The sequence below is a fragment of the Synechococcus sp. CS-1332 genome (genome assembly GCF_025127995.1).
Classification (GTDB): Bacteria; Cyanobacteriota; Cyanobacteriia; order PCC-6307; family Cyanobiaceae; genus Cyanobium.
Genome location: NZ_JAHLYP010000008.1, coordinates 38,598 through 50,970 on the forward strand (window position 1 = coordinate 38,598; position 12,373 = coordinate 50,970).

At 69.6% G+C, this 12,373-nt stretch carries 11 protein-coding genes, 1 tRNA gene and 1 pseudogene; 5 read left to right on the plus strand and 8 right to left on the minus strand.

The genetic code is table 11. The annotated features are described in order from the left end of the window. Positions 1–19: 19 nt before the first annotated feature. From KQ305_RS01220 to rpaB, 3 genes are all read right to left on the minus strand, one after another. Positions 20–1,027: a beta-ketoacyl-ACP synthase 3 gene (locus tag KQ305_RS01220; RefSeq protein WP_259723645.1), complete on the minus strand. Its 1,008-nt coding sequence runs from the start codon at positions 1,025–1,027 to the stop codon at positions 20–22. 73 nt (positions 1,028–1,100) lie between these two features. Beyond that, positions 1,101–2,453: a phosphate acyltransferase PlsX gene (gene plsX, locus KQ305_RS01225; protein ID WP_259723646.1), complete on the minus strand. Its 1,353-nt coding sequence runs from the start codon at positions 2,451–2,453 to the stop codon at positions 1,101–1,103. After that, entirely contained in the window at positions 2,434–3,180 is a 747-nt protein-coding gene (rpaB, locus tag KQ305_RS01230) for a response regulator transcription factor RpaB (RefSeq protein ID WP_259723635.1), read from the minus strand. The genes plsX and rpaB overlap by 20 nt, the downstream gene beginning before the upstream one ends. 101 nt (positions 3,181–3,281) lie before the next feature. Here rpaB and radA point away from each other — a divergent pair, with 101 nt between their 5' ends. Beyond that, on the plus strand, positions 3,282–4,739 hold the full coding sequence (gene radA / locus KQ305_RS01235) for a DNA repair protein RadA (RefSeq protein WP_259723636.1): 1,458 nt from the start codon (positions 3,282–3,284) through the stop codon (positions 4,737–4,739). On the opposite strand, the gene KQ305_RS01240 is transcribed toward radA, so the two are convergent. After that, positions 4,740–5,261: a photosystem I assembly protein Ycf3 gene (locus tag KQ305_RS01240; RefSeq protein ID WP_259723637.1), complete on the minus strand. Its 522-nt coding sequence runs from the start codon at positions 5,259–5,261 to the stop codon at positions 4,740–4,742. 115 nt (positions 5,262–5,376) lie between these two features. Here KQ305_RS01240 and KQ305_RS01245 point away from each other — a divergent pair, with 115 nt between their 5' ends. From KQ305_RS01245 to KQ305_RS01255, 3 genes are read left to right on the plus strand one after another with little or no spacing between them, the layout of a single operon-like run. Further along, positions 5,377–7,773: a cation-translocating P-type ATPase gene (locus KQ305_RS01245; RefSeq protein ID WP_259723638.1), complete on the plus strand. Its 2,397-nt coding sequence runs from the start codon at positions 5,377–5,379 to the stop codon at positions 7,771–7,773. Beyond that, complete coding sequence (gene tmk / locus KQ305_RS01250) at positions 7,770–8,423, plus strand: dTMP kinase (protein WP_259723639.1); 654 nt, start codon at positions 7,770–7,772, stop codon at positions 8,421–8,423. The genes KQ305_RS01245 and tmk overlap by 4 nt, the downstream gene beginning before the upstream one ends. Then, a complete protein-coding gene (locus tag KQ305_RS01255) occupies positions 8,416–9,375 on the plus strand; it encodes a DNA polymerase III subunit delta' (protein WP_259723640.1) in 960 nt (319 codons plus the stop codon). Before tmk ends, KQ305_RS01255 begins: the two co-directional genes overlap by 8 nt. Positions 9,376–9,767: 392 nt before the next feature. On the opposite strand, the gene KQ305_RS01260 is transcribed toward KQ305_RS01255, so the two are convergent. The 4 genes from KQ305_RS01260 to KQ305_RS01275 all read right to left on the minus strand — a co-directional run bounded on the left by KQ305_RS01260 (position 9,768) and on the right by KQ305_RS01275 (position 11,792). Then, entirely contained in the window at positions 9,768–10,559 is a 792-nt protein-coding gene (locus KQ305_RS01260; RefSeq protein ID WP_259723641.1) for a response regulator transcription factor, read from the minus strand. A 169-nt stretch (positions 10,560–10,728) separates the two neighbouring features. Beyond that, a tRNA-Asn gene (locus KQ305_RS01265) sits at positions 10,729–10,800 on the minus strand. Positions 10,801–10,830: 30 nt separating this feature from the next. Beyond that, positions 10,831–11,532: an ABC transporter ATP-binding protein gene (locus tag KQ305_RS01270; RefSeq protein WP_399230199.1), complete on the minus strand. Its 702-nt coding sequence runs from the start codon at positions 11,530–11,532 to the stop codon at positions 10,831–10,833. Further along, positions 11,529–11,792, minus strand: a complete 264-nt coding sequence (locus KQ305_RS01275; RefSeq protein WP_259723642.1) for a hypothetical protein — start codon at positions 11,790–11,792, stop codon at positions 11,529–11,531. The genes KQ305_RS01270 and KQ305_RS01275 overlap by 4 nt, the downstream gene beginning before the upstream one ends. Before the next feature lie 182 nt (positions 11,793–11,974). On the opposite strand from KQ305_RS01275, the pseudogene KQ305_RS01280 reads away from it, so the two are divergent. Continuing rightward, positions 11,975–12,373 (plus strand): annotated as a pseudogene (locus KQ305_RS01280) (photosystem II D2 protein (photosystem q(a) protein)); the annotation flags it as partial.

Here is a 12,373-nt window from a genome sequence, read left to right on the forward strand (position 1 = left end):
CCCGTGCAACGGCAGGAGATTAGGGCTCGGTTGGTGGGCGCCCAGGACCACTCCAGCGGAACAGGGCCGCCCCCCAGCTCAGGCCGGCGCCGAAGCCGCTGCTGGCGATCAGGTCGCCGACGCCCACCCGTCCATCGCGTACCGCCTCATCGAGCATCAGGGGGATCGTGGCGGCGGAGGTGTTGCCGTAGGCCGAGAGATTGCTGAGCACCCGCTCGGCGGGCATGGCGAAGCGGTCGGCCACCGCATCAAGGATGCGCTGGTTGGCCTGGTGCAGCAGCAGCCAGTCCACGTCGGCGGCGGCGGTGCCAGTGGCCTCGAGCAGTTCGGCCAGCACGGCGGGAACTTCCCGCACGGCGAACTTGTAGACCTCCTGGCCGTTCATGTGGATCGGCGCGAAGCCGCCCACCTGGGCGGAGAGGTCCCCTACCAGGGGCCGGTGCTCGGCCACCTGGGCCAGGGTGAGGCAGGCATTGCGGCTGCCATCCGAGCGCATGCGGAAGCCCACCAGGGCATCGTCGGCGGGATCGCAGGCCTGGACGGCCAGAGCACCGGCGCCATCACCGAAGAGCACACAGGTGCGGCGATCGTCCCAGTCGATCCAGCGGCTGAGCTGGTCGGCGCCGATCACCAGCACCCGCTGCATCGTCCCGCCGCGGATGTACTGGGCCGCCGTAATCAGGGCGAACAGGAAGCCGCTGCAGGCCGCCGTGAGATCAAACGCCACGGCCCGGTGGGCTTCCAGGGCCGCCTGGACCCGGGGGGCGGTACCGAACAGGTCGTCTGGGCTGGAGGTGGCCAGCAGGATCAGATCCACGTCGTCGGGAGTCCAGCCCGCATGGGCCAGGGCCGCCCGGCCGGCCTCGGCGGCCAGGCTGGTGACGGTCTCGCCTGGGCCAGCCACACGTCGGGCGCCGATACCGGTGCGGCTGCGGATCCAGCCATCGTTGGTCTCGACCCGCTCGCTCAGCTGGTCGTTACTGATGCTGGCGGCGGGGAGAGCCCGTCCGCAGCCCACCAGGGCCATCCCCCGCAAGGCGGCCGTGGTCACCGTCTTGTCTGAGCCGAGCGGCACCCATTCGGTTCACAGGTGGGCACAGTCAACCACAGGTGGTTGCCACTCCGGCGCTCCCCTCTCCGAGGGCGTGCAGGTCGTCCATGACCCCGTGGCTGGCGGCGGAGTGGGCCAGCCGCAGGGCACTCACCACCGAAAGCGCGCGGCTGCTGCCGTGGCCGATGACGCAGATGCCGTCGACCCCGAGCAGCAGGGCGCCGCCATGCTCGGCGTGGTCGAGGCGCTTCTTGATCCGCACCAGGTTGCTGCGCAGGAAGGCCGAGCCCACCTTGCCCCGGCGCCCCCGGGGCAGCTCGGCTCGCAGCACGTCCAGCAGGACGCTGCCCACCGATTCGAGGAACTTCAGCAGCACGTTGCCGGTGAAGCCGTCGCAGACCACCACGTCAAAGTCGCCGGAGAGGATGTCGCGACCTTCGCAGTTGCCGGCGAAGACGAAGCGCTCGTCGCCCGCCAGCAGCGGATGGGTGCGCAGGCAGAGGTCGTTGCCCTTGCACTCCTCCTCGCCGATGTTCACCAGGCCGATGCGCGGCCGTTTCACCTGCAGCACGTCGCGGCTGTAGATGTTCCCCAGCAGGGCGAACTGGTGCAGCCACTCGGGCTTGCAGTCCATGTTGGCCCCCACGTCGAGCACCAGCACCTGCTGGCTGGGGTCCTTGGTGGGGAACAGGGCGCCGATGGCCGGGCGATCGATGCCGGCCAGCCGGCCAAGGCGGAAGATCGCGGCGGCCATGACGGCACCGGAATTGCCGGCGGAATAGACGGCGGTGGCCTCGCCCTTCTTGACCAGATCCATGGCCACGTTGATGCTGGCGTCGCGCTTGCGCCGCACCACCGTGGCCTCCTCGTGCATGCCCACCGAGGGTCCGCTGGGCACCAGCTCGATCAGGCCGCGCTGCACGGCTTCCTCAAGGTCGTGGCCCAGCCCCATTGCCATCACAGCCTGGCGCAGCGGCTCCTGTTCCGCCACGAAGCGGATGCGCAGGGGCAGCAGGACCACCGCCCTCAGGCATCCCTCCAGGATCGGCCCAGGGGCGTGGTCCCCGCCCATGCCGTCGACGGCAACCCAGAGGCGCTGCCTGTCGTCGATGGTGCCCCCGGAGTGGCTTCCTTGCTGGAGACGACGCAGCGGATCGAAGACCAGGGGCTGGAGCACGGAGCCCGCCACGTTGGTGGCGGCGCCAGCCATGCTGCCCGCCACTGAAACCGCCCCCGAGGCCGCCCCCGAGGCGGTGGCGGTGGCGGTGCCCACCAGGCTGGTGACGGCCGCGTTGCGCCGATACCAGATCACCAGACGGCGGATCGTGCGGTTGGGTTTGGGGCGGTTGGAGGCGAAGCGGCGGCCGTCGCGCCCCCCGCCTTCAGGATCCTTCGGTGGCAACGGGTTCAACGATGCGCTGGAACAGATAGCCGGTGCCCCGGGCCGTGAGGATCAGCTCGGGGTTGGCAGGATCATCCTCCAGTTTGGAGCGCAGCCGCGAGATGTGGACATCCACCACCCGGGTGTCCACGTGACGCTCGGGGGTGTAGCCCCACACCTCCTTGAGGATCTCGCCCCGGCTGAAGGGCTCGCCGGAGCGGCTGACCAGCAGCTCCAGCAGGCTGAACTCCATTCCGGTGAGACGGATGCGCTCGTCGCCCCGGTACACCTGACGCTTGTTGGTGTCGATGCGGAGATCGCCGACCTGGATCACGCCGGAATTGGGAATCCCGGCGGCGGGGTCTTTCTCGACCCTTCGAAGCACGCAGCGGATGCGGGCCTCAAGTTCCTTGGGGCTGAAGGGCTTGACGACGTAGTCGTCGGCCCCGAGCTCAAGGCCGGTGATGCGGTCCGCCACGTCGCCGAGGGCGGTGAGCATCACGATCGGCACGTCGGATTCCTTGCGCAGCTCCTGGCAGACGCCATAGCCGTCAAGTTTTGGCATCATCACGTCGAGGACAACCAGGTCCGGCAGGACGCGATGGAACGCCTCGATGGCCTCCTCGCCATCGCAGGCGGTGACCACCTGATAGCCGATCATCGACAGCCGAGTCTCAAGGATCCGGCGGATGCTGGCCTCGTCATCGACGACGAGGATGGTTTCTTTGGCGGTGGGGGAGGCCGTCATTGCGGCGCGGAGAATGCAACACGGTTCCGACCCACTGAACCGGCCGGAAGGTCGCGAATTCACCGAACGCCACCTTTCTTCATACACCCCGCTTGCTTGCCTTGGCCCGTCCCGGTTCCTCGTTCGTCTGCCAGGCCTGTGGGGCCAGGACGCGGCAGTTCTTCGGCCGCTGCTCCGGCTGCGGTGGCTGGAACACGCTGGTGGAGCAGAGCGAGCCGAGCGGGGACAACCGCCGGCGCCGGCAGGTGCCCGCCATCGCCGCTCCTGACGCCGCCGGGGCTCCCTCGCCGGGCCGTCCCAGCCGCTCCGAACCGATCCAGGCCGTTGGCGACCTGCCCCTGCAGCGCCTGGCCAGCGGCTACGGCGAGCTGGACCGGGTGCTGGGGGGCGGCCTGGTTCCCGGCTCCCTGGTGCTCCTGGGGGGCGACCCGGGCATCGGCAAGAGCACCCTGCTGCTGCAGAGCGCCCGGGCCATGGCCTCCCGGGCCGTGGTGCTCTACGTGAGCGCCGAGGAGTCGGCCCAGCAGGTGAAGCTGCGCTGGCGGCGCCTGGCCGAGGACGCCCCCGGTGCGGCGGCAGAGGCTGGCGAAGGCGAAGGCGGCATTGGCGAGGGGCTGCGCCTGCTGGCGGAGACCGATCTGGAGCTGGTGCTGCAGGAGCTGGAAACCCTGCGGCCCCAGGTGGCGATCATCGACAGCATCCAGGCCCTGCACGACGCCGAACTAGGTAGTGCCCCCGGCTCGGTGTCCCAGGTGCGGGAATGCGCCGCCGCCCTGCAGCGGATCGCCAAGCGCCAGCACACCGCCCTGGTGCTGGTGGGGCACGTCACCAAGGAGGGGATGCTGGCGGGTCCCAAGGTGCTCGAGCACCTGGTGGATGCGGTGCTCACCTTCGAAGGGGACCGTTTCGCCAGCCACCGGCTGCTGCGGGCCGTCAAGAACCGCTTCGGCGCCACCCACGAGCTGGGGGTGTTTGAGATGCAGGGCGCAGGCCTGGTGGAGGTGAGCAACCCCAGCGAGCTGTTCCTGGCCGGGGATGGTCCCAGCCCCGGCACGGCCACGATCGTGGCCTGCGAGGGCACCCGTTCGCTGCTGGTGGAGGTTCAGGCCCTGGTCAGCCCCACCAGCTACGCCAGTCCGCGGCGCACCGCCACCGGCATCGGCACCAACCGCCTGCACCAGATCCTGGCGGTGCTCGAAAAACACATGGGCCTGCCCCTGTCCCGCTTCGACTGCTACCTGGCGGTGGCCGGCGGCCTCGAGGTGGAGGAGCCGGCGGCGGATCTGGGGGTGGCAGCCGCCGTGGTGGCCAGTTACCGCGACCTCACCCTTCCGGCGGGCACCGTGCTGCTGGGGGAACTGGGCCTGGGCGGTCAGTTGCGGCCCGTGGGCCAGCTGGAGCTGCGCCTGCAGGAGGCGGCCCGACTGGGGTTCGTTCGGGCCGTGGTGCCACGCGGCAGCGCCCTGGGGCCGGTGGCGGCCGGCCTGGGCCTGCAGCTGCTGGAGGCGGCCACGGTGGCCGAGGCCCTGGTGGCCGGCCTGGGGGTCAACCCCGAATAATCAGAAGTACACGTCGACGTTGCTGCGGCCCGAGGACTTGAGCCAGTTCTCGATGTCCAGGTAGCCCCCCGGGTAGAGCCGCACGGCCTTGGTCCAGTAGGTGGCGGCCTCGTCGAACCAGCGGTCGGCCGCGTCCTGGTCGCCGGTTTCCTCGGCCAGTCGGCCCCACTTCTCGTAGATCAGCCCCATGTTCTTGAGGCAGGAGGGGGAGTTGGCGTTGGCATCCAGCGACTGGCGGTAGAAGTCGAGGGCCTTGTCCTCCTCGCCGTTGCTCATGAAGATGATCGCCATGTTCTTGAGGATCTCGCCCCGGTCGATGCTGTTCTCCTCAAGCTTCAAGGCCTCTTCGTAGTTTTCAAGGGCTTCGGCATAGTCGCCGTCGTTCTGGGCCGACAGACCGTCGCGGTAATAGACGTAGGCCTCCTTGGCCTTGGGATCGATCGGCAGCAGCTTGACGATCAGGTCGGCCATGACCGTGAAGCTCTTGTCGATGAAGTTGTCGTTGCGCTGCGAGCGGGGCAAGGGTCGAGATCCAGATCGTCCCTCCATCCTGCCTGTTGCAGCTTTGGGGAAGGCGAAGGGGTGGCGGCTCCCTAGCCTGTGCCCCCGTTCCGTGATCGCCCCGGCACCCCTCCGCGTGAGCGCCAACCCCCCTGCCACCACGGCCGAGCCCCTGCTCCTCGATGTCGAGGGCATGAAGTGCGGCGGCTGCGTGCGTGCCGTGGAGCAGCGCCTGCTCCAGAACGAGGGGGTGCGCCAGGCCAGCGTCAACCTGCTCACCCGCACCGCCTGGGTCGACCTGGAGCCCCGCACGGACGGCCCCGATGGGGTCGTGGTGGACCCGCTGCCCGCCTTGCTGGTCAGCCTCGAGGGCCTGGGCTTCCAGGCCCGGCTGCGGTCCCAGGAGCTGGAGCCGGCCAGCCAGCGGCAGCGGAGGCAGGCCGACCAGTGGTGGCGCCACTGGCGCCAGCTGCTGGTGGCCCTGCTGCTGCTGTCCGTCTCCGGGCTGGGTCACCTGGCGGATGCCGGCCAGCTGCCCTGGCGCGGTCCTTGGCAGCTGCTGGGCAGCCCCTGGTTCCATGCCCTGGTGGCCACACTCGCCCTGGCCGTTCCTGGCCGCCCGATCCTGATCCGGGGTGCGCGTTCGGCGCTGGCCGGGGTGCCGGGCATGGACAGCCTGGTGGGGCTGGGCGTGGCCAGTGCCTACCTCTCCAGCCTGGTGGGCTGGCTGTGGCCGTCCAGCGGTTGGCCCTGCTTCTTCAACGAGCCGGTGATGCTGCTGGGTTTCGTCCTCACCGGTCGCTTCCTTGAGGAACGGGCCCGCTATCGCACCGGTCGGGCGATTGAGGAACTCAGCGCCCTGCAGCCCGACCATGCCCTGCTGCTGCTGGGCGATGGCCCCCCCCGCCAGGTGAGGGTGGGAGGGCTCCGGCCGGGCGACCGGCTGCGACTGTTGCCGGGGGACCGCGTGCCGGTGGATGGGGTGGTGCTGGAGGGCAGATCGAGCGTGGATGCCTCCAGCCTCACCGGCGAACCCCTGCCGCGCTCCGTGGAGCCGGGCAGTGAGCTGGCCGCCGGCCTGCTCAATCTGGAGGGTTCCCTGGTGCTGGAGGTGCAGCGCAGCGGTGCCGAAAGCACCATTGCCCGCATCGTGCACATGGTGGAGCGGGCCCAGGCCCGCAAGGCCCCGATCCAGGGTCTGGCGGATAGGGTCGCCGGCCGCTTCACCCTCGTGGTGCTCGCCCTGGCATTGCTCACCCTGCTGTTCTGGTGGTTGTGGGGGAGCCAGCACTGGCCCGAGGTGTTGCTCACGGCCGCTGCTGCCGGCCATGGAACCCATGGCCATGGAGCTGCCGCCGGCCCCGCCACGCCCTTCAGCCTCGGCCTGCAGCTGGCCATCGCCGTGGTGGTGGTGGCCTGTCCCTGCGCCCTGGGTCTGGCGACGCCGACGGCGATCACGGTGGGCTCCGGACTGGCCGCCCGCTCGGGGCTCCTGTTCCGGGGCGGTGACGCCATCGAGACCGCCTCCCGGCTGGAGGCGGTGCTGTTCGACAAGACCGGCACCCTCACCGTCGGCCGACCCCTGGTGACGGCCGTCCGCGTGGTCGGTGCCCCGGCGGGGAGCCCGGCGGAAGCGGCCCAGGCCGAGCGGCTGGTGCAGCTGGCCGCCAGCCTCGAGCAACACAGCCGCCATCCCCTGGCCCACGCCTTGCTGCAGCAGGCCCAGGCCCAGGGCCTGCCCCTGCTGCCCGTCGCTGAGTCCCTGACCCTCCCCGGGGAGGGGGTGCAGGGGCTGGTGGACGGCTGCGGGCTGGTGCAGGTGGGCCGGCTGGCCTGGCTGGGCCGCACCGGCGTGGCGGTGGACCCCGGCCTCGAGGCCCTCCAGCGGGACCTGGAGGCCGATGGCGCCAGCCTGCTGGCGGTGGCGGGCGACGGACGGCTGCTGGGTCTCCTGGCGGTCGAGGATCAGCCCCGCGCCGATGCCGCCGCCACCCTGGCCCGCTTGCGGCAGCAGGGGCTGCGGCTCGGGTTGCTCAGCGGGGACCGGCGGGCGAGCGTCGAGGGCCTGGGCCGCCGGCTCGGCCTGCGTCCCGAAGAGCTGGCCTGGGACCTGCGGCCCGAGCAGAAACTGGAAAGGCTCCTGCTGGCCCAGCGTCAGGGGGCTGTGGCGATGGTGGGGGACGGGGTCAACGATGCGCCTGCCCTTGCCGCCGCCGATCTCGGCATCGCCGTCGGAACGGGCACCCAGATCGCCCAGGAGAGTGCGGCGCTGGTGGTGATGGGTGAGGACCTCGATGGCATCGTCCGGGCCCTGGAGATCGCCCGACGCACCATGGCCAAGGTCCGCCAGAACCTGGCCTGGGCCTTCGGCTACAACCTGATCGTGCTGCCGATCGCCGCGGGTGTGTTGCTGCCGGGCTTCGGCCTGCGCCTGTCGCCGGAGCTGGCGGCCCTGCTGATGGCCTTCAGTTCGATCACGGTGGTCGGCAATGCCCTGCTCCTCCAGGGCAGCCCCACGGATCGCCTACCATGAGCGGACGCTTCCTGGTGCTGGAAGGCATCGACGGCTGCGGCAAGTCCACCCAGATCCAGGCCCTGCGCGCCTGGCTGCCGATCAGTGGCCTGATGGCTCCTGGCGCCCAGCTGGTGGTGACGCGGGAACCCGGGGGCACGGCCCTGGGCCAGGCCCTGCGCGCCCTGCTGCTGCGGCCGCCCGAGGGTGCCGCCCCCTGCAGTCTCAGCGAGCTGATGCTCTACGCCGCCGACCGGGCCCAGCATGTGGAGGAGTGCCTGCGTCCGGCCCTCGCTGCCGGCGATTGGGTGCTTTGCGATCGCTTCAGCGGCTCCACCGCCGCCTACCAGGGCTATGGCCGCGGCCTTCCCCTGGCGACGATCCTCCAGCTTGAAGCCCTGGCCACCGGTGGCCTGGCGCCCGATCTCACCCTCTGGCTCGATCTGCCCCTGGCTGGATCCCTGCAGCGCCGCGGCGATCGGCCCGCCGACCGGATCGAGGCCGCCGGCGAGGCCTTCCTGCAGCGGGTTAACGATGGCTTCGCCACCCTGGCCGGCCAGAGGGGCTGGTGTCGCGTCGAGGCCGGCCTGCCTATGGAGAAGGTCACGGACCTGTGCTGCGCCCTGATCACGGAACACCTGGGCGGTCCCGGGGATGGGGACCATGGCTGAGTTGTTCGCCGATCTTCTCGGCCAGCCGCAGGCGGTGGGGCTGCTGACGGCCGCCCTCGAACGGCAGCGGCTGGCGCCGGCCTATCTGTTCGTGGGGGCCGAGGGGGTGGGCCGACGCTTGGCGGCCCTGCGCCTGCTGGAGGGGGTGCTCTCCGGTGGAAGCACCGGATCAGTGCCGTTGCGGCGGCGCCTGGCGGAGGGCAACCACCCCGACCTGCTCTGGGTCGAGCCCACCTACCTGCACCAGGGCCGGCTGGTGAAGGCCTCCGAGGCCGAGGCCCAGGGCCTCAGTCGCCGCAGTCCCCCCCAGCTGCGCCTGGAGCAGGTGCGGGAGGTGACCCGTTTCCTGGCTCGCCGCCCGGTGGAGGGGGCCCGGTCCCTGGTGGTGCTGGAGACGGCCGAGGCGATGGCCGAGGCGGCCGCCAATGCCCTGCTCAAGACCCTCGAAGAACCCGGCCACGGCCTGCTGATCCTGCTCACGGCGACGCCGGACCGGCTGCTGAGCACCATCCGTTCCCGCTGCCAGTCCATTCCCTTCGCCCGCCTGTCCCCCGCCCTGGTGCGCCAGGTGCTGGAACGGCAGCCGCTGGCGGAAGGGGAACCGCAGGGGCACGTGGAGGATCCCCCCGAACTCCTCGAACTGGCCGCCGGCTCCCCCGGGGCCCTGCTGCGCCACCGGCGGGTCTGGCAGGGCCTGCCGGAGGGGCTGGCGGAACGGCTGCTGGCCCTGGGCCGCGAGCCCATGGAGGCCCTGGGCCTGGCCCGCGACCTCAGCGAGGCCCTCGACGGCGAACAGCAGCTGTGGTTACTCGACTGGTGGCAGTTGCACCTCTGGCGCCAGCGCCTGGAGCCGGCGCCGCTGCGGCGGATCGAGCAGCTGCGCAGCCACCTGCTGGCCTACGTGCAGCCCCGGCTGGCCTGGGAGGTGGCCCTGCTCGATCTGGGCCGGTGAGGGTAACCAGCCGCGGCAGCACGTTCCCCATGAACCTTCGGTGCTGCACCCGCTCGGACGGGTGCTGTCCTGGGCTGGGGAACGCTGTCGAATGTCCTGGCAGAGGGGGGCCAAGCCAGCCCACCCTCTCCATGCACGCCAGCGGCTGCTGGCCCTAGATGCTGAAGGTGTGGTGCCCGCCCAGATCCTTTCGTGGGCCTTGAGTCAGGCAAAGAGAGTGTTGTTCTGGGCGGCGGGACTCTTGCGGGTGAGGGTCTGGTTGAGGTGGAGGTGAGAGTTCACCGTCTGCTTGTTGGGGCAGATCTTCGGCCAGTTCGATCTGCCGAATCCAGCTTTCTTCCGCTTGTCAGTGAACGGGAGGGGTGTGTTCCCATGAAGCGTTGGCGGAGGATTCAGCCAGCTTCGTTGATCTTGGTGGAGGCCTCCAGGCGGGCCCGTCTGGCGTCGCGGACGATGGTGGCGAGGGGTTCCATCTGATCGTTGGAAGGCAGCTCAAGGCAGTAGCCGGCGCCGTAGACGGTCTTGATGAAGCGGGGCTTGCGGGGGTCGGGTTCGAGCTTGGTGCGGAGGTGGCGGATGTGGACCCGGATGGTTTCGATGTCGTCGTCGGGCTCGTAACCCCAGACCTCCTTGAGGATCAGGGAGGGCGCGACGGTCTGGCCGTGGCGCTGCAGCAGGCAGTGGAGGAGTTCGAACTCCGTGTGCGTGAGGCGCACGGGGGCGTCGAACCAGATGGCCTCGAAGCGCTCGGGGACGAGGGTGAGGGAGCTGAAGCTGAGGATTTCGTTGTGCTTGACAGAGAGGGGAGCCCGCTCGCTGCGGCGCAGGAGGGCCTTGACCCTCACCATCAGTTCTTCAAGATCGAAAGGCTTGGTGAGGTAGTCGTCGGCACCGGAATTGAAACCGCTGACCTTGTCCTTGGTGCTGCCGAGGGCGGTGAGCATCAAGATGGGGATCTTGGCGGTGCGCTCGTCGCGGCGGAGGCGCTGACAGAGGGTGAGACCGTCGACCTTGGGAAGCATTAGGTCGAGGAGGATGACGTCGGGGCTGTATTGAACGGCGAGGGCCTGCCCCTTGATGCCGTCCTCAGCGCGCTGGACGTCGAAGCCCCCGTGCTCGAGATGGCCGGCGACCAGATCGCGCATATCGCCGTCATCTTCGATGAGCAGGATGCAGGGCTTCATGGGTGGGGTCGTGCCGTCGGGGGTGCTTCTGGAGGGAGCACAAGTGACGGGAGACTACATTTTCGTCGTTTTCACGTTCCTGTGGATGGATCCGGAGGATGCCCCTGGGAGGACTTGAACCACCGGCCTGGGCGCAGGATCGGGGCTCGGAATCGGACAGATGAAGAAACTCCCCGGGCGGGATTCGAACCTGCGACCAATCGGTTAACAGCCGACCGCTCTACCACTGAGCTACCGAGGAAAACACCGGGATAACCCGGTTCTGAAGACCTTACCTTTCGGCCCCGCCGGCGGGCAAGGGGGCCAGGGAGCGTCGCAGGCTTTCGCCGCTCTGCCAGGGGCCGATCGCACCGGCTTCCATGCGGGCGGCACCGTCGCAGCGCTCCAGTTCTTCGAGACGGTGGGTGATCCACAGCGCGGCCAGGGGTGAGGCGCTCCGATGACAGAGCCGATGGATCAGCTCCAGCACTTCTTTCTGGCTCTCCGGATCCAGCAGGGCCGTGGGTTCATCCAGCAGCAGCAACGTCGCGTCACTGGCCAGGGCGCCGGCAATGGCCAGGCGCTGCTTCTGGCCGCCGCTCAGGGTGTGGATGGGCCGCTGCTGCAGGCCGCTCAAGCCCACCTGAGCCAAGGCCGAGGCCACCCGGGCGGCACGCTCGCCGTCGTCGAGACCATCGGGAAGGGCGAGCTGCAGGTCGCTGCCGCAGCTGGGCAGTAACAGTTGATGGTCAGGGTTCTGGAACACCAGAGCGGGCCTGCCCTGGCAGGTGATGGTTCCTTCGGCAGGTGTAAGCAGGCCGGTGATCAGGCGCAGCAGGGTGCTCTTGCCGCTGCCGTTGCTGCCCACAAGCATCCAGAGACCCGGCCCAGGAATCTGCAGGCGGCAGTTGTGAAGGGCGTGACGACCCATGCCCCAGCCGAAGCCGAGACCTTCGATGTGCAGGGGCGGTTCCACCGCTGCAGCCGGTGTCAAGGCTCGAAGCTGAAGCCAGGCCGCTTGCCGCCGCCGGCGACGGCCGACTTTTCATAGATCTGTACGGCAACGATCTCACTGCTGAGAAGGCTGACGCGTTTCTGCTCGTCCTTCTCGCAGGTCAGCTCGAGCACCTTGGGCTGACCGTTCTCTAGGGCCTGACACACCTCCCTGTAGAGGGCCTGGGCGGCCTCCAGCTCCTTGCGCTGGACGGCAACGGGCATGGGGCTGAGCCGGAGGGAGATCTCGACGACGTACATGGTGGATGGCGCCCGGAGGCGGGGACGGCGGGGAGGGCTGGCCTGTCCACTCTGGCGAATCGTGGGCCGCCGGGGAGGCGATGGGTACTTGTGCTCAATCCTTGGGGGCTGGGGTGCGACCAGCCGCACGGAGGAGGATCGTCTTTTACGCTCAGCATGTAACGCTTCGTGAAGCTCCTCCCATGACGATCGCCCTAGGGCGTGCACCGGCCACCCGTGGATGGTTCGACGTCCTCGACGACTGGCTCAAGCGCGACCGCTTCGTTTTCGTTGGGTGGTCCGGTCTGCTGCTGTTCCCCACGGCCTATCTGGCTCTGGGCGGCTGGCTCACCGGCACCACCTTCGCCACCTCCTGGTACACCCACGGGATTGCCAGCAGCTACCTGGAAGGTTGCAACTTCCTCACCGCTGCCGTCAGCACCCCGGCGGATGCCATGGGTCACAGCCTGCTGCTGCTCTGGGGCCCGGAAGCCCAGGGTGACTTCGTGCGCTGGATCCAGCTCGGTGGCCTCTGGCCGTTCGTGGCCCTGCACGGCGCCTTCGCGCTGATCGGCTTCATGCTGCGTCAGTTCGAGATCGCC

What these genes read in the sequence shown, in the direction of transcription:
- rpaB (WP_259723635.1), bottom strand. Translation starts at nt 3,180, where the DNA reads ATGACGGCCTCCCCCACCGCCAAAGAAACCATCCTCGTCGTCGATGAC.
- KQ305_RS01220 (WP_259723645.1), bottom strand. Translation starts at nt 1,027, where the DNA reads ATGGCCCTGGTGGGCTGCGGACGGGCTCTCCCCGCCGCCAGCATCAGT.
- KQ305_RS01255 (WP_259723640.1), top strand. Translation starts at nt 8,416, where the DNA reads ATGGCTGAGTTGTTCGCCGATCTTCTCGGCCAGCCGCAGGCGGTGGGG.
- KQ305_RS01260 (WP_259723641.1), bottom strand. Translation starts at nt 10,559, where the DNA reads ATGAAGCCCTGCATCCTGCTCATCGAAGATGACGGCGATATGCGCGAT.
- KQ305_RS01275 (WP_259723642.1), bottom strand. Translation starts at nt 11,792, where the DNA reads ATGTACGTCGTCGAGATCTCCCTCCGGCTCAGCCCCATGCCCGTTGCC.
- tmk (WP_259723639.1), top strand. Translation starts at nt 7,770, where the DNA reads ATGAGCGGACGCTTCCTGGTGCTGGAAGGCATCGACGGCTGCGGCAAG.